Source organism: Pantoea sp. EEL5, from assembly GCF_049892805.1.
Lineage (GTDB): Bacteria > Pseudomonadota > Gammaproteobacteria > Enterobacterales > Enterobacteriaceae > Pantoea > Pantoea ananatis.
On sequence record NZ_JBNDNJ010000006.1, the window covers coordinates 117,709 to 134,265 of the forward strand.

At 48.9% G+C, this 16,557-nt stretch carries 13 protein-coding genes, 1 tRNA gene and 1 other RNA gene; 7 read left to right on the plus strand and 8 right to left on the minus strand.

Features of this window, described 5'->3' with window-relative positions:
* Window positions 1-51 precede the first annotated feature (51 nt).
* The 4 genes from mtlR to ACPXSQ_RS19325 form a co-directional block, all read right to left on the minus strand.
* Window positions 52-654 (minus strand): mannitol operon repressor MtlR, encoded by a 603-nt coding sequence (mtlR, locus tag ACPXSQ_RS19310; RefSeq protein ID WP_014594981.1) that lies wholly within the window; start codon window positions 652-654, stop codon window positions 52-54.
* Between the two features lie 7 nt (window positions 655-661).
* Window positions 662-1,810, minus strand: a complete 1,149-nt coding sequence (gene mtlD / locus ACPXSQ_RS19315; RefSeq protein ID WP_028716123.1) for a mannitol-1-phosphate 5-dehydrogenase — start codon at window positions 1,808-1,810, stop codon at window positions 662-664.
* Window positions 1,811-1,903: 93 nt separating this feature from the next.
* The gene (locus tag ACPXSQ_RS19320; protein WP_014607019.1) at window positions 1,904-3,838 is read right to left on the minus strand and encodes a PTS mannitol transporter subunit IICBA; all 1,935 of its coding nucleotides are present in this window, start codon (window positions 3,836-3,838) and stop codon (window positions 1,904-1,906) included.
* 436 nt (window positions 3,839-4,274) lie between these two features.
* A complete protein-coding gene (locus ACPXSQ_RS19325) occupies window positions 4,275-4,991 on the minus strand; it encodes a DUF3053 domain-containing protein (protein ID WP_019106243.1) in 717 nt (238 codons plus the stop codon).
* Between the two features lie 1,017 nt (window positions 4,992-6,008).
* Between ACPXSQ_RS19325 and ACPXSQ_RS19330 the strand changes: the two genes are divergently transcribed.
* A complete protein-coding gene (locus ACPXSQ_RS19330; RefSeq protein ID WP_014607017.1) occupies window positions 6,009-6,302 on the plus strand; it encodes an HTH-type transcriptional regulator in 294 nt (97 codons plus the stop codon).
* A gap of 114 nt (window positions 6,303-6,416) precedes the next feature.
* Here ACPXSQ_RS19330 and tnaB read toward each other — a convergent pair whose 3' ends face one another.
* The 4 genes from tnaB to ACPXSQ_RS19350 all read right to left on the minus strand — a co-directional run bounded on the left by tnaB (window position 6,417) and on the right by ACPXSQ_RS19350 (window position 10,591).
* The gene (tnaB, locus tag ACPXSQ_RS19335) at window positions 6,417-7,664 is read right to left on the minus strand and encodes a low affinity tryptophan permease TnaB (protein ID WP_426144243.1); all 1,248 of its coding nucleotides are present in this window, start codon (window positions 7,662-7,664) and stop codon (window positions 6,417-6,419) included.
* A gap of 112 nt (window positions 7,665-7,776) precedes the next feature.
* Complete coding sequence (gene tnaA, locus ACPXSQ_RS19340; RefSeq protein WP_426144249.1) at window positions 7,777-9,195, minus strand: tryptophanase; 1,419 nt, start codon at window positions 9,193-9,195, stop codon at window positions 7,777-7,779.
* A 266-nt stretch (window positions 9,196-9,461) separates the two neighbouring features.
* The gene (tnaC, locus tag ACPXSQ_RS19345; protein WP_104933743.1) at window positions 9,462-9,539 is read right to left on the minus strand and encodes a tryptophanase leader peptide; all 78 of its coding nucleotides are present in this window, start codon (window positions 9,537-9,539) and stop codon (window positions 9,462-9,464) included.
* Between the two features lie 458 nt (window positions 9,540-9,997).
* Window positions 9,998-10,591 (minus strand): HD domain-containing protein, encoded by a 594-nt coding sequence (locus ACPXSQ_RS19350; RefSeq protein ID WP_426144244.1) that lies wholly within the window; start codon window positions 10,589-10,591, stop codon window positions 9,998-10,000.
* Between the two features lie 59 nt (window positions 10,592-10,650).
* Here ACPXSQ_RS19350 and ACPXSQ_RS19355 point away from each other — a divergent pair, with 59 nt between their 5' ends.
* The 6 genes from ACPXSQ_RS19355 (at window position 10,651) to dppA (ending at window position 16,444) form a co-directional block, all read left to right on the plus strand.
* The gene (locus ACPXSQ_RS19355; RefSeq protein WP_013024025.1) at window positions 10,651-11,115 is read left to right on the plus strand and encodes a MarR family winged helix-turn-helix transcriptional regulator; all 465 of its coding nucleotides are present in this window, start codon (window positions 10,651-10,653) and stop codon (window positions 11,113-11,115) included.
* A gap of 93 nt (window positions 11,116-11,208) precedes the next feature.
* Entirely contained in the window at window positions 11,209-11,637 is a 429-nt protein-coding gene (locus tag ACPXSQ_RS19360; protein WP_013024026.1) for an organic hydroperoxide resistance protein, read from the plus strand.
* A 260-nt stretch (window positions 11,638-11,897) separates the two neighbouring features.
* Window positions 11,898-13,589 carry a kdo(2)-lipid A phosphoethanolamine 7''-transferase gene (eptB, locus tag ACPXSQ_RS19365; RefSeq protein WP_014607014.1) on the plus strand — a complete coding sequence of 564 codons (1,692 nt, stop codon included), beginning with the start codon at window positions 11,898-11,900 and terminating at the stop codon, window positions 13,587-13,589.
* A gap of 124 nt (window positions 13,590-13,713) precedes the next feature.
* Window positions 13,714-13,790, plus strand: a tRNA-Pro gene (locus tag ACPXSQ_RS19370).
* A gap of 33 nt (window positions 13,791-13,823) precedes the next feature.
* Window positions 13,824-13,953, plus strand: a non-coding RNA gene (locus ACPXSQ_RS19375) — RtT sRNA.
* A gap of 880 nt (window positions 13,954-14,833) precedes the next feature.
* Entirely contained in the window at window positions 14,834-16,444 is a 1,611-nt protein-coding gene (gene dppA / locus ACPXSQ_RS19380; protein ID WP_014594987.1) for a dipeptide ABC transporter periplasmic-binding protein DppA, read from the plus strand.
* The last annotated feature ends 113 nt before the right edge of the window (window positions 16,445-16,557 follow it).

Sequence of the window (16,557 nt, forward strand, 5' to 3'; positions counted from 1 at the left end):
GATTCTCGGTGGTTAGCGTGAAAAGGGGAGCCTTGAGGCTCCCGGCGGGATTTAGCTGACTGACTTTTTAAACGCCTGTTTCATACTAATGCGGGAAATCAGTTCGGTGAGTGACAGGACCATAGTGGAGCGTACCATCTGCAGATAACGTTGCTGCTGCATAGCCTGTAGTGCTGCATCTTCAGCATGAAATGTGGGAACGGGGGGCCAGGCCGCCACGCAGTGCAATTCACCAAAGGGTCCCAGAATTTCATCATCAGTAAAACGGTAATCGCCCGCGTCATGATTGAGTTCTTCACGCAGCGCCAGCAGTAACTCACAGTCTTCATATTCATGCCGACTAATCACGCCAAGGCCATAGATCAGCTTGAGCCTGACGGAGAGCTCACCTAACGGACCGTCACCCAGCAGCAAGGGCTCTACGGCGTATTTCACCGCGTAGTCATCTTTACGGAATACCTGCAGCACCAGCACATTGACGGCTTCAGCTAACAACTCGACAGCGGCGAACAAAAAGCTTCTCACCGAGCGTCCAGCGTTCAGGCGTTCAAGCACCCGGTTTTCAAAAGCCTGCTTTTCTTCCATTCTTGCCTGCATCAGTGTAGTGCTGCTGTCGGGGGCCCGTTTATTGCCCCCGATCTGGGTCGCTAACATGGGGCTATTATGCCATGGCGTGCCAGGCACTCACGGCCTCTTTTATTATTTCACTCTCAGCATCCAGTCCTGAAACCTGCGCTAAGGTTGCCTGCGGACCTTTTTCCGCCAGCAGCGCGGCTAACTCCTGCGCCTGGGGATCCTGATCGCTATGATAATGCATTGCAGCAGCAATGCCCTGAACCAGGTTGGCATGCGGCAGGCCATATTCCAGCGTGCCGAGTGTCGGTTTAATCAGGCGGTCGCCTGCGCTCAGCTTGCGGATTGGCTGACGACCTACGCGTTCAACGTCATCTTTCAGATAGGGATTTTCAAAGCGGCTAATAATTTTTTGAATATAAGCAGCATGCTTGTCTGCTTCGAAGCCGTAGCGTCTAATTAGTACCGCGCCACTTTCTTCCATCGCACCCTGGACGACCGCGCGAATATTCTCATCGAGAATGGCATCGCGAATAGTCTGGTGCCCCGCCTGTTGCCCCAGATAGGCTGTAATTGCGTGGCCGGTATTCAGGGTGAAAAGTTTACGTTCCACAAAGGCCATCAGGTTATCGGTCAGTTCCATGCCCGGAATGGTGGGCAATTCGCCTTTAAACTGGGTTTTGTCCACAATCCATTCGCTGAAGGTTTCCACCGTGACTTCCAGCGGATCCTGACTGCCTGCTTCAGAAGGGGGAACAATACGGTCTACTGCTGAATCCACAAAGCCAACGTGTTGTTCGAGCCAGACATGATATTCAGAAGGCAGCGCCTGTAGCACGTGCTGCTTAAGCTGGCTGGTTCCACGCACCATATTTTCACAGGCGATAATATTTAACGGCCGAACATTGCCGTTATCACTGCGTTTGGCCAGACCTTTTGCCACGCTGGCAGCGATGCGCTCAAGGATTTGCGGACCAACGGCAGTGGTAACGAGATCGACATCCGCGATCAGTCCAGTAATGTCGTCGCTGGTGCTGTTCACGGCGCTGACGCCCTTAACCACTTCAACTTTGGCCTGTTCACCTACCACATGCACGGGATATTCATGACGTGCATTAAGGGCATCCAGCACTGCCTGATTCACATCTGCAAAAATCAGCTCAATACCGGCATCTGCCAGCAGTTTGCCGATAAAGCCACGACCGATGTTGCCTGCTCCAAAATGTAACGCTTTCATAAAATTGACCCATATCAAATAACGATGGGGCGGGCATGTCCGCCCCCAAAAAATGGGACGGGCACAACCGCCCCAGGGAAATGTCGGACCCGATTATGCTACAGCGGGTTTGCCTGATAACAGATCCAGAACATCCTGTACGCTTTCTGTACGTGCCAGTTGTTCAATGACCTGCTCATCATCGAGCGCGTTCGTCAGGCTGGTAATCACCTGAATGTGCTCGTTATTGCGGGCAGCTATACCAATCACCAAACGTGCCACTTCATCAGGTTCCTCGCCAAACTGAACGCCGGCAGGGTACTGGCAGAAAACCACACCCGTTTTCAGTACACGGTCTTTCGCTTCAACGGTACCGTGCGGCACAGCAATCGACTCGCCAAGATAGGTTGGCGTCAGCTTTTCGCGCGCCAGCATGGCATCAATGTATTCGGGTTCTACGTAGCCGCCTTTGACTAACTGCTCACCGGCAAAGCGAATCGCCTGCTCTTTATTGCTGGCACTCAGCCCCAGGAAAACGTTGCTCTGGCCGAGTTTAAACAGGTTGGCATGGCTGTCATCGTAGCTGTCACCCAGCGTCTTCTGTACGGCTTCGCGGTTAGCTTCACTGCGATTAGCCGCCACCAGGCGCTCGGTCAGCGTGCTATAAAGTGCACTATCCAGGAAGTTATTTAAGGAAATGTGCTGGGCATGAGGCGCCTGACGGATGGCTCGTTCAGTAAGATCGCGATGGGTAATCACCAGATCAACGTCACCCGGTAAGGCATTAATCGCGCTGTTGGTGACCGACACGTTACTCAGACCTGCATCATGGACCTTCTTACGCAGGACACCAGCGCCCATGGCGCTTGAGCCCATACCTGCATCGCAGGCCACAATGATTTTACGCACATGGTCCAGATCTACGCTCATCGCGTCGCTCGCAACCGGCGCACCTGTCAGACTCTGACCTTTTGACTGCGCTTTCATATCACGCATACGCTGCGTCGCCGCTTCGATATCGTCATCTTCTTTCACTTTGCTGGTCTTCAACAAAATGGCAGAAATCACAAACGACACCGCAAATGCAGCAAAGATGGCGGCGATATTGGCAAAGTAAGCTCCTTTTGGCGTCATGGCCAATACGGCCAGGATAGAACCTGGTGAAGCAGGCGATACCAGACCACCGTGCAGTACGGTCAGCGTAAAGACACCGGTCATTCCGCCAAGGATGACGGCCAGCAGCAGGCGTGGTGCCATCAGCACGTAAGGGAAGTAGATCTCGTGAATGCCGCCCAGGAAGTGGATGATCGCCGCACCGCCAGCAGACTGTTTAGCACTGCCGCGACCAAAAAACATATAGGCCATCAGCACGCCCATCCCCGGACCCGGGTTGGCTTCGATCAGAAAGAAAATTGATTTCCCTGCTTCACTTGCCTGCTGAATACCCAGAGGTGAGAAAATCCCGTGGTTAATCGCGTTGTTCAGGAACAGGATTTTTGCAGGTTCAACGAAGATTGACGTCAATGGCAGCAGGTTGTTCTGCACCATCAGGTTAACGCCCGTGGCAAGAATGTGTGACAGACCTTCAACCAGCGGACCAATCGCCATAAAAGCCAGCATGGCCAACAGCATACCGATAATACCGGCAGAGAAGTTGTTCACCAGCATCTCAAAGCCGCTTTTAATTTTACCGTCAACCATACGGTCAAAGGATTTGATCGCCCAGCCGCCAAGTGGGCCCGCAATCATTGAGCCGAGGAACATCGGCATATCAGCACCGACAATTACCCCCATCGTAGTGATTGCGCCAACCACCCCACCGCGATCGCCACCGACCAGGCGTCCACCGGTATAACCGATCAGGAGTGGCAGCAGGTAAGTGATCATTGGGGCGACCAGTTTCGCCAGCGTTTCGTTAGGGATCCATCCTGTTGGAATAAACAGCGCGGTGATAATACCCCAGGCGATAAATGCGCCAATGTTAGGCATCACCATATTACTCAAAAAGCGACCAAAGCTTTGTACTTTGACCTTTACTGATGAGGACATAAGCCCACCCCTTGTTGAGACGCGCTGCAACAGGAGCGCGCGTTTGTTTTTGTTTAGCCACTACGGCGATTAGCCGTCAGTATTACTGTATGCAGGCGGACTTTATCACGCGAATAGTGGACTGCGTAGTGCACGAGGCTTAGTGTGATTTAGGTCACATTTATGTCGGGAGGATGGGGGAGTATTAAGTGACTTTTATCACAGAAATGAGCCATTACGGCGAGAAGACGACGGATTTTTAGCCATCGAAATCGATTTATAGTGATTGCGATCACATTTATGGCGTTGAGCTTTGTTTTATAAATGAGACTAAGATCACAATTTAATTTAATGAAAAACGGGCCGGATCACATTTTGATCAGGCCCGTTTGAATGCGGAATCATGATTTCACGTGGCTCAGGTTAGGCGGTGAATGATCCGTCCCCTGCACGCCGATTATTGCAAATTACCCTGTACTGCATTTTTAGCCTGGCTCAGCGCTTGCACATTAGCTGATAAGCTCGTCATTAAGTCATTATATTGCGTCGCCTGTTCCTGAGTTGGGAACTGAACGCCACCGTTATTGAAACTGACGCGTGTTCCCTGAGCCTGCAAAAACTCACCTGTCTTTACAGCATCCTGGCTAAGTGCCTGCAGTTTGGGTAGCAATGGGATCAACTGGCCAGCAGGCTGCGTCACCACTTTGTCATACGCGGTATCGAAGACTTTTTTCAGGTCGTCGTTTTGCTTAAGCGCGCTTTTACTTTTATCTGCCTGCATTTTTGCGGTTTCCAGTTGCTGGGTAGCCACCGTCAACGCGCTGTTGGCCTGGGCCAGTGAGTCGTGGCGGCTCAGATAGTCCTGCGGCACATGAATAGCAGAAAGTTCATCCACCACCGGACGCATCCCCTGATCCACAGCTTTGTTCGCCTGCTGCGAGAAGCCATAAAGAATGGCGTAATCACCGGTGAAAGGGCCAAAACTTTGTTTCTGATTTTCACTCAGGCTGGGTAGATGTTCACCGCTACGCATAACGGTATTTTGCAAAAAATCGATAAACGCTTTGCGCTGTTCGCCCTCTTTATCACCACATGCGGTAAGTTGCAGCACAAGAAGCACGCCAGTCAGCAAAATGCCGCTGCGTGCCAGGATACGGGAAATGCCTGAAGCCATGGGTTCAACTCCTGTCGGTAAAACTGGCTGATGTCCGGATAAGCAGTGGCCTAAAGAATAGAACAAAGGATAACGGCCACACAATGCGAAAGCGCGATGTAAGGCCATAACCTGTAAGAAAGTTTGCCTTAAGCGTGTTTAAGATGATGTTACAGGCTTATGGTGTCAGAAAAGAAGGCCAGCGCATCCGCGACTCGGGCTTTTTTGCACCGATAACGAGCCCGCGTGAAGGGAAGCTAACGGATCCGTAAGTATAGGTCATAAATAATTAATTCCATCTTATGTTTCTAGCGACACAGATGTTCCATCTGAATCGTTAACGTTAAACGTCCATTAACGAGTTGCCCTAAAATTGTTCGTCTGCATTAAAGTGGTGCAAACGCCTGCATGAACGCAATCACTGGCACGAATCGCACAAATTATCGTGTTCACTATAATTAAAACGTCATGTTGTCCTTCGATGATAAAGCTGACTCCCTTTTTAGCGCTTCCGGCGCCACCTACGTCAGGCCTGGCAAGTGTTTTTTTATTTTGGCAGCAAGAAAGGCGTGATGGCTGACAGCATACTCCAGCCTGTATATGTTCAAAAAATGAAAGTCTGGCGCATATTTTGCAATCAACTTACAGAGCCGGTGCGGTTATCCTGGCCAGTTCATCACCTGATTGCCGGCCATAAAGAAAACGCGACCAGCGCTGTTGACAGACGCTGTGGTAACAAAACCAATCGCTTCAAAAGGTTAAGTTGCTTAACCATTTTTCAGAATTGTAAAGTTAAAAAAAATGTCTAATTTGCGCTGCAAATTGTCAGGTATCTATCCATACTTAGTCTCCCGGCATTTGTGGCATTGTGTTGACATGTTTAACAGCAATGCAGGTCAGGCTGTGTCCCATAAGGGTTTTCTTACAATAAAAACAAACTCTTAAGGGATGCAGCTTGCTTAATCCGGTTTCTGAGCCTGATTTCAGGTTCTTGTACCTTCTTTCACGTGATTCATAGTGAGTTTTAAGGAGTTCTCTATGGAGTTAAAAGACCCAATGTTTGAATTGCTCAGCAGCCTTGAGCAGATTGTTTTGACACGTGATAACAGCCCTGTAGCGCTGCAAACTCAGCGTCAGCCAGCCGTGCCAGAGCCACAGCGTTTACGCGAAATGGCAGGAATGCAGGTAGATGAGTTTGCCAGGATTATGGGCGTTAGCGTTTCTTCGGTTAAAAGCTGGGAAGCCCAGCGTACGCGTCCTTCCGCAACTGCACAAAAATTGATGAAATTACTTCACGCCAATCCTTACCTTGGGCGTCAGTTACTCGATTAAGTCACTAAGTCGTATCCTGGCTTTTGTTGGCGCCGGTCACGTGAGTGACCGGCCGTTCAATACCTCTCCCTGATGACAGGCTTCGTTAAACCCGTTTCCAGTCCGTCCTGTCGGTCAGCTAAACTTTGGCAAGATGTTAAGAACATTGCCAAACCAGCAGATGATGACGATAACACCAAATAAAATGACCACCGCCGGAATAACCTTTCCGCCCCAGACAGTGAATGTTTTATCGGGAAAGCGTTTTCTCGATTTTAATGCCAGCAGGGCAGGGACGATAACTGCCCAGATTGTTGCGCACAATCCTGCGCCACCGATACCGTAAATAAAACCATTCGGGAAGAGCAAATATAAGATGCCGGGAGGTAGAAAGGTTAACAGCACTGTTTTAAATCGTCCAAAGTGGGAATTATCGATTTTAAACAGATCCGCCAGATAGTCGAACAACCCCAACGTGACCCCAAAGAAAGAGCTGGCCACGGCGAGATTAGAAAAAACCAGTAAGAAAAATTCAATGACGCCGCCAGGATGCGTTCCCATAAAAGACTTCACCAGCGCGTCAACATTTCCGCCCGAAGAAATGATTTCTTTGAATTTTTCACGCGGGATATTCCCCATGGTGCAATACAGCCAAAAAAGATAGGTAAACAGCGCCAGCAGTGAACCAAGAACAATGCTTTTAACCAGCTTATCTTTTCGTTTTCCATAACAAATGATCAGGCTGGGGATATTACCGTGAAAGCCAAAAGAGGCAAGGCAAACCGGAACGGCCATAAATATATAGGGAAAATAACGATTGCTTTCACTGATACCGCTAACATCGCTAAGGATTGAAAAATCAACTTTGAAAAATAAAGAGCCAAAAACAATGACGAAGGCTAAGATTTTAATACCCAAAAAGAGCGAGGTGATTCTGCTGGCTGCCAGAGAGCTAATCCATAACACGCTGGCAACGAAAACCGCTGTACCGATGCCGATAACACGTGAAGGTATCGTCATGCTGGAATGCATGGACAGGGTTTCGCTAATAATCGCGCCGTTAGCGGAGATATAAGCGTAAGTCAGTATATACAACACAAAAGCAACGGTAATACCGCTTATTACATTCCATCTTTTGCCCAGCAGATCTTTGGTCAATGTATTGAAGCTTGAGCCTGTTGGATAGTTCAGGTTAGCTTCCAGTAACAGCAGACCGGAATGAAGCATGGAAAACCAGGCGATGATCAAAATGAAAGCGCCCCAGAAGAACCACGCGCCCGCAAGATCGACAGGGAGTGCAAACATCCCCCCACCGATTACGGTTCCAGCGATAACCATCACGCCCCAAAAGGCGGAGTGTTTCTGATCTGTATTTTCTTCCATGGTGTCCTCTCAACAATATTCTTCGCTTTTATCGTTGTTATAATTTTTATGCCTGACAGGCAGGGTAATGGAGCAGCCGTGGCCAAAACAGCTGCTCACTGTACAGGTATGACTATGAAATCTCTTTAAGTTTTGCGGTGAAATGGCGCAAAACCTTAGGCTCATAGGTAAAGGCTAATCCTTTTATGTTGCTCGCATTCTCTTTCACATGCTCAAAAGCTTCGATGATGAAGTCCATATGCGTTTGTGTGTAGGTGGCTCTGGGAACGGTTAACCGCAACAGTTCGGCCGGACAGGGCAGTTGTTCTCCTGATTTAGGATCGCGGCCCAGCAAAAACGAGCCGATCTCGACTGCCCGGATACCGGCCACTTTATATAACTCGCAGGCGAGGGCCTGAGCCGGGAACTGATGCGCCGGAATGTGCGGCAATAATTTTCCGGCATCGACAAAGGCAGCATGGCCACCGGCTTGCTGGCAGGTCACACCAATCGATTCAAGGCCATCAACCAGGTATTGAATTTGACTGATACGATAAGCCAGCCAGTCTTGATTCATGCCGTCATAAAGGCCTACCGCCAGGCGTTCCATTGCGCCGCCTTCTAACCCACCATAGGTGGGGAATCCTTCCTGAACAACGCAAAGTGTTCTGCAGTCGGTGTACACATCAAAGAAGCTGTCATCTTTGAAAGACAACAAGCCACCCATGGGGACCATCGCATCTTTTTTTGCCGACATGGCCAGCATGTCAGCATATTTATAGCTTTCCCGGGTAATCGCTTCGATTGTCCAGTTTTTGTACGCTTTTTCCCGCTGCTGAATAAAGTACGCGTTTTCAGCAAAGCGGGCTGAATCCATGACCACCGGAATGTCATATTTTTTTGCAATCTGGTACATGGCTTTTAAGTTTGCCAGCGACACGGGCTGCCCGCCGGCGGAATTGCAGGTAATAGTGGCAACAATATAGGGCACATTCTTCGCGCCGACATCCTGGATGCCTTTCTCCAGGCGCTCAAGATCAAAGTCGCCCTTGAAGTCGTGGCGAACCGCCGTATCGAAAGCCTCTTTGATATAAACATTCCGCACGGTACAGCCATTTATCTGGCTGTGGCCCTGTGTGGTATCAAAAAAGTAGTTCGAGAAGGCCACCATTTTTGTTCTGTCCAGACCTTTTTCTTGCTCCCGTTTTTTTATTAATACCGGAATATAAATTTGTTCTGCGCCACGGCCCTGATGTGTTGGAATAGTATAGGCATAACCAAAAATAGCTTTTACCGCTTCCGCTAACGCGTAATAACTGCGGCTGCCACTGTAAGATTCATCGCCTCGCATCATAGCAGCCTGCATATTTTGCGTAACGGCGCCGGTTCCGCTATCGGTGAGAAGATCAATAAAAACGTCTTCGCTATCCAGCAAGAATGGATTCATTCCGGCTTTTATCATCGCTGCATTACGATGCTCTCGTGTAGTGCGTTTGACGGGTTCAATAACACGAATACGGAATGGCTCAGGTAAGTGTCTAAAGTTATTCATCATCATGTCCTTTTATTCAGACGTGCCGATGCCGTAGGTTTTTTAATGAATGAATTAAAAACCCGGGCAAATGTTTTTATCCTGTTTCAGCCGATAAGAAACGTGACTGCATTGTATGTTGCATCGCGTTTTCAATAGCCAGTTTTGGGCAAGTAAACGGATCGCACCCATAATGCAGGGTTTTTAAAGTCTGAATGAGTGAAAATGCGCCCGTTAAATTACGACCCTGTCAGTCGAAAGAGATGGGCGATTGTAAAAAGAAGACGTTAAGGCAGGTGATTGACAATAACATTATCAATATTAAACCATTTGGATATTACACTGCTGCTGTTTAAGATGATCATAATATTTCAACTCTCATTAAACATAGTGCCACCCTATTATATTAATTATTTATGTCTAGCATTACGTTTAGTTATCGTGACTGATATCACATGAAAACTTCTTTCTGTCTTAATAGTTATTTATTTTTTATTTTAAAAATACATTTTTTTGACAGTTTCCCTGACTGCTAATTACTTTAAAAAACCCGATTTTTTCTACACATTGATATGCCCTCTCTGATCGCTGTAAAAGAGAAAGCCGTGCTGATCGTAATCGATTGGGGATCCCCAGGTCGGGCTTATCGTTTCCTGTAAACCTGTAAACCTGTAAACCTGTAAACCTGTAAACCTGTAAACCTGTAAACCTGTAAACCTGTAAACCTGTAAACCTGTAAACCTGTAAGCCATATAATCGGTTCCTGATGACTGGCTTACCCTGTGCAGTTTACTTCAAAGGCGACCGCATGCAGCGACGGTTTTTAGCTCAACCCACCGTATTTCGCGGCTTGCTTCACAAACCACTTTTCGGGCACGTTATAGGGAGCCTCAGCCAGTTGCGCAATGCCATTTTCAATATTGGCAGAAGCCTGACGCCAGAGCTCTGTGTTGCCCTGTCTGAGTAATTGAATTTGCACCCTTTTTTCAATCAGATAAACACGGGCGAAATGGGGATCGAAACGAACAATTGAACATGTATTGTCAATAATGTCAGCCAGCTTTATCGTTTGTGCCTCTGGGCTGGCCTGAGCCGTATGGCGAAAATCGGCCACTTTACGTGCCGCACGGTTCTTTGCACTCTGTGGTGCCGTGTTGGTCAGCATCTCAACCAGCTTCGCGACCTCGTCACCAAAATGCGTCTGGATATCATTGAGGGTGGTCGCCGTATCTTCCACGGTATCATGCAGCCAGGCGGCGGCCAGCATCACAGGATTATCGGTAATGCTTCTGACCAGTTCCACAACGGCAGCGGGATGCACGATGTAGGGCTCATCGGTATATTTGCGTCGTTGACCCGTTTCGGCATGGGCTTGTGTGGCATAGCGACGCGCCCGTTCTTCCAGAGAATCCTGCATGCACTACCTCATTTCATAAATTGCTTGCAATTAACTAGCGCGCTACTTATATTGCGTCTATGAACAGTAATCAAAATGACAAAAAAGTGAAAGCTGCGCCACTGTTGCTCGATCAGCAACTTTGTTTTGCACTTTATTCCGCCAACCTGGCGATGCATAAAGTATACCGTAAGTTGCTCACACAGATGGATATTACCTATCCGCAATATCTGGTTATGCTGGTACTGTGGCAACAGGATTCACTGACCGTATCAGAAATTGGTGAACGCCTCTTTCTGGATTCTGCAACGCTGACGCCGCTGCTGAAACGGCTGGAAAATGCGGGCTTACTTAATCGCCAGCGTTCCCGTCAGGATGAACGTCAGGTCGTCGTGAGTTTAACGGATGCAGGGCGTTCGCTGCGCCAGCAGGCTGAAAGCATTCCTGATGAGATTCAGTGTGCATCTGACTGCAGCGAAGATGAAATGAATTCGCTCAAACTGCAGTTGAACCAGTTACGTGACAAACTCATGGTGCCGCGCTAAATTTTTAATCTGGATGTAGAAACGAGTCAAACTTCGCAGCTCGGTGCTTATTGATAAGTCGCGAGCGATTAAATAGTGTAATGGAGAGCAGATATGTCTTTAGAACAAGTGGTTTATCGTGCAAAAGCTAAGGCTACCGGTGGTCGTGATGGTCGTGCAACTTCATCTGACGGCGTTCTGGATGTGAAACTGGGTGTACCGAAAGAGATGGGCGGTGCAGGTGGCGAAGTCACTAACCCGGAGCAGCTTTTTGCCGCGGGATATTCAGCTTGCTTCCTGGGCGCAATGAAGTTCGTTGCTGGCCGTGACAAAATTGCGATGCCAAAAGATGCATGGATTGAAGGCGAAGTGGGTATTGGCCCTATCCCCAATGGTTTCGGTATTGAAGCAACGCTGAATATTCACCTGCCTGAAATGGACGAAGCCGAAGCGCAGAAACTGGTTGATGCGGCTCATATCGTTTGTCCCTATTCAAATGCCACACGCAACAACATTGATGTCACGCTGAATATCATTCGCTAAACGTTTAAGGGCCTGAATACAGGCCCTTTTTTCTCTCTTCGCCTTTCTGAGTGACGTTTTTGAAACGTCCTGTCCGGGATTATTTTCTGGTCTAATTTGTTGCCGCATGGTTAACTGTGCCACTTCGCATTATGACGTCTAAAAACGTTCAGAATACTCTTCTTATTTATCCGGCCCGCTTAATTCGCGAACTCTGCCGAAATATGGCAGTCAGATTAACGTTTAGTTAAGCGCTTCGCTCCGGGGAAACACCATTTTTCATGAATTACATAAAATCATTAACACAGCAAAAGCTGTCGCTCTTGCTGGCTCTGTATCTCGGTATCTTTTTGAATTTACCAATCTTTTATCGCCGATTTGATGGCTTTCTGACCCGATCAACCGTGACAAACTGGCTGACCGCGTTTACCGAGGTCGTCGCTATCGTGGTGCTGACGTTTTTCCTAATGCGGTTGTTATCGCTAGGCGGAAAATGGTTCTACCGGATTCTAGCCACCCTGATTGTTCTGATCTCTGTTGCTGCTGGCTATTATATGGCCTTTTTCAATGTGGTCATTGGCTACGGAATCGTCGCCTCAGTCATGACGACAGATACCGATTTGTCAAAAGAGGTGGTGGGTTATCACTTTATCCTGTGGATGGTGCTGGTCAGCGCGCTGCCACTGTTCATGATTTGGCGCAACAACCTTAGTATGACGCTCAATGAGCAGTTACGTACGCCAGGACAGCGCCTGAAACCCACTTTGATTATGCTGGCCTGCGTTGCGCTCGTGTGGTTACCCATCCGTTACTTCGACAAGTTGCAAAAGGCGAATGAGGAAGTGACCAACGTCGATCTGCCAAGCTATGGCGGAATTGTCGCGCACTCATATCTCCCCTCTAACTGGCTGGCCGCGCTGGGTTTGTTTACCTGGACCAAGATTGACGAGACGCTGGAAAATCAGGAACTCCTGGATCCTGCCCAGAAATATACTTATGTTGCTCCTCCGGGGTTAGATGATACCTATGTGGTGTTTGTTATTGGCGAAACCACTCGCTGGGATCATATGGGCTTGCTGGGCTATGAGCGAAACACCACCCCTAAACTCTCTAAAGAGAAAAATCTGGTCGCATTTCGTGGCGAATCTTGTGATACCGCGACCAAGTTGTCTTTGCGTTGTATGTTTGTGCGCGAAGGCGGCACTATGGACAATCCCGGGCGAACACTGAAAGAGCAAAATGTGTTCGCAGTGATGAAAGAACTGGGCTTCACTTCTGAGCTGTTTGCGATGCAAAGTGAGGTTTGGTTCTACGATAACATCAACGCCAATAATTTCTCTTTCCGCGAGCAGATTGGTTCTGAGCCACGTAACCAGGGTAAATCAGTAGATGATATGCTGCTGGTGCCTGAGTTACAGGCCTCACTGCAGCGCTACCCGAAGGGTAAGCATCTGGTTGTCCTGCACACCAAGGGCTCACATTATCTCTACTCACAGCGCTATCCGCGCAGTTTTGCACGCTATCAGCCAGAATGCATGGGCGTGGATGAAACCTGTAGCAAAGCGCAACTGATCAACGCTTACGATAATTCCGTCCTTTATGTGGACAGCATGCTGGACAGCGTTCTGGATCAGCTGCGTGATAAAAAAGCGATCGTGTTTTATGCATCCGACCATGGCGAATCGATCAGCGACAATATGCATCTGCATGGTACGCCGCGTGAAATGGCACCGCCGGAGCAGTTCCGTGTTCCTATGATGGTCTGGGCGTCAGATAAATATCTGGCTGACCCGACAAACCGTGAAAACTTCGAACGCCTGCAGGCGCAACAGCGCGTCGGCAAAACCCATCGTCATGTCGAGCTGTTTGATACCATTATGGGCTGTCTGGGTTACACCTCGCCAAATGGCGGGATTAAGCAGGCTAATAACTGGTGTCAGGCACCTGCCGGGACAGCGTCAAAAGCGCTATAGCGGTAAGGCAATTTTTCGCGGCAAGGCATAAAACTCGCTGGCCGCCTGCTTTCCAGGCGATTGGGCGGGAAAGCGCAAAAAGCGGTTGACGCTTCCTGGGGGGAGCAGTAACATGCGCCCCCATCGGCGAGTAGCGCAGCTTGGTAGCGCAACTGGTTTGGGACCAGTGGGTCGGAGGTTCGAATCCTCTCTCGCCGACCATATTTAAGAAACCTGTCCGCAAAGACAGGTTTTTTTTCGCCTGAATAAAAGAGGATGAGAACCTCCGAAGGAGGGTTGCGCCGAGCGCAGCGAGACAACGTTGCGAACGCAACGGCCCGAAGGGCGCGTCCCGCAGGGGCGCGTAATCCTCTCTCGCCGACCATATTTAAGAAACCTGTCTGCAAAGACAGGTTTTTTTCGCCTGAATAAAAGAGGATGAGCACCTCCGAAGGAGGGTTGCGCCGGGCGTCAGCGAGACAACGTTGCGAACGCAACGGTCCAAGGAGAGCCGGGCCTGTCGCAATCGATTCAGGCAGACAATTTGACCGGCGCAATTCGTATAAAAGGAGGCCGTTTCTCACAGGCATAAATAACACCTCTGCCAGACGCTATCGCCCCGCCTCGGTTATTAGAATATCTCATGTCACACTTTTTTCGGGACCGCCATAATTCCTCCTTGAAATCAATTTCTGCTCCAGACAGCCTGTTTTATTGTCTCATCGCTATGCAGGCCTTCTCATCAGAGGGTTACAGAGGGATAAAAGATAAGTTTTGGTTATGCCACAAAATGGCAAATTGGTCATTTTCAACCCAAAGTTAACAGCATTTTTCGCTGTGTGAACGTCATAACGCACAGTAAATCGTTCAGATATCCAACATTTGGCGCTAAATGATGTCTGTTTTTTTTTAGCGCAAATCACTGCTCATTTATGACCTGTGTAGCAGAATACATGGCATATAAACCCATGCCGCTGTGCATTATATGGCATTGCGTCTGTATGGGTTTTTTTTATCGTTGCTTGCTATTCCTCACACTCTGTGTAAATAAGTAACCGTTGTATTGACGTTCTTTGCAACTGTTGACAAATTGATGCGTCAATAACAGTGCAGATACAGATTTTTCTGATGGGTGCTTATCAATCAGGATTATCCAAACAAACTATCTCACTCTTATCACACCCGCAGGGTGGACCGCCTGAACCGCATAAAAAAACCAGAGGTCGGGCAATGCACACAACAACACATCACAATGGAGCAAAAGCATGATCAACTCCCTGGCCAAATCCAGGATGCTGAAGGTCGGTCTGAGCCTCGTCGCCATGACCGTAGCCGCAGGTGTTCAGGCAAAAACCCTGGTTTATTGTTCGGAAGGTTCTCCGGAAGGGTTTAACCCGCAGCTCTTTACCTCGGGTACAACCTATGATGCCAGTTCTGTACCTATCTATAATCGCCTGGTTGAGTTCAAAACCGGTACGACCGAACTGGTGCCGGGCCTGGCCGAAAAGTGGGACGTCAGCGCTGATGGTAAAACCTATACCTTCCATTTACGCAACGGCGTGAAATGGCAGACGACGAAAGATTTCAAACCTACGCGTGAGTTAAACGCTGATGACGTGGTGTTCTCTTTTGAGCGGCAGTTAGATAAAAACAACAAGTACCACAACGTCTCTGGCGGCAGCTATGAGTACTTTGAAGGTATGGATATGCCAAAGCTGATCAGCAAAATCGAAAAAGTGGACGATCATACCGTACGCTTCGTGCTGACGCGTCCTGAAGCGCCTTTCCTGGCTGACCTGGGGATGGATTTTGCTTCCATCATGTCTAAAGAATATGCCGACAACATGCTGAAAGCCGGTACGCCAGAGAAAGTTGACCTGAACCCGGTTGGCACGGGCCCATTTGTGCTCCAGCAGTACCAGAAAGACTCGCGTATTCTGTATAAAGCTAACCCGGATTACTGGGGAACCAAGCCAAAAATCGATCGGCTGGTTTTCTCAATCACTCCAGATGCCTCAGTGCGCTACGCCAAGTTGCAGAAAGGCGAATGTCAGATCATGCCTTATCCGAACCCGGCTGATATCGCCAGCATGAAAAAAGACAGCAAAATTAATCTGATGGAACAGCCTGGTCTGAACGTCGGTTATCTGTCGTTTAATACTGAGAAGAAGCCGCTGGATAACGTGAAAGTGCGTCAGGCACTGACTATGGCGGTTAACAAACAAGCCATCATTGATGCGGTATATCAGGGCGCGGGCCAGCCAGCGAAAAACCTGATCCCACCGACAATGTGGGGCTACAACAACGACGTTAAAGATTACGCCTACGATCCGGAGAAAGCTAAAGCCCTGCTGAAAGAAGCTGGTATGGCTGACGGTTTCTCAATCGACCTGTGGGCGATGCCGGTTCAGCGTCCTTATAACCCGAACGCACGCCGCATGGCTGAGATGATTCAGTCTGACTGGGCCAAAATCGGCGTTAAAGCCAAAATCGTGACCTATGAGTGGGGCGAGTACCTGAAACGCGCCAAAGCGGGCGAACACCAAACCGTGATGATGGGCTGGACCGGTGATAATGGGGATCCAGATAACTTCTTCGCGACGTTGTTCAGCTGTGCGGCGGCCAAAGACGGTTCTAACTACTCCCGCTGGTGTTACAAGCCGTTTGAAGATCTGATCCAGCCAGCCCGTGCAGAATCCGATCACAACAAGCGTATTGAATATTACAAGCAAGCTCAGGTAGTGATGCACGATCAGGCGCCTGCACTGATCATTGCGCACTCAACCGTTTATGAGCCTGTGAGTAAGAAAGTCACCGGCTATGTGGTTGATCCATTAGGTAAACATCACTTCGAAACCGTCGATATTCAGGAATAACCTTTCGGATTATTGCAGTAAGGGCCGGTTTTTCCGGCCCTCAGGCGATCGCCACCGATCGCCTGTTGCCTGCTCTTTTTTTCCGGCTAATTACTTTTATTAAAGAAGCGCTT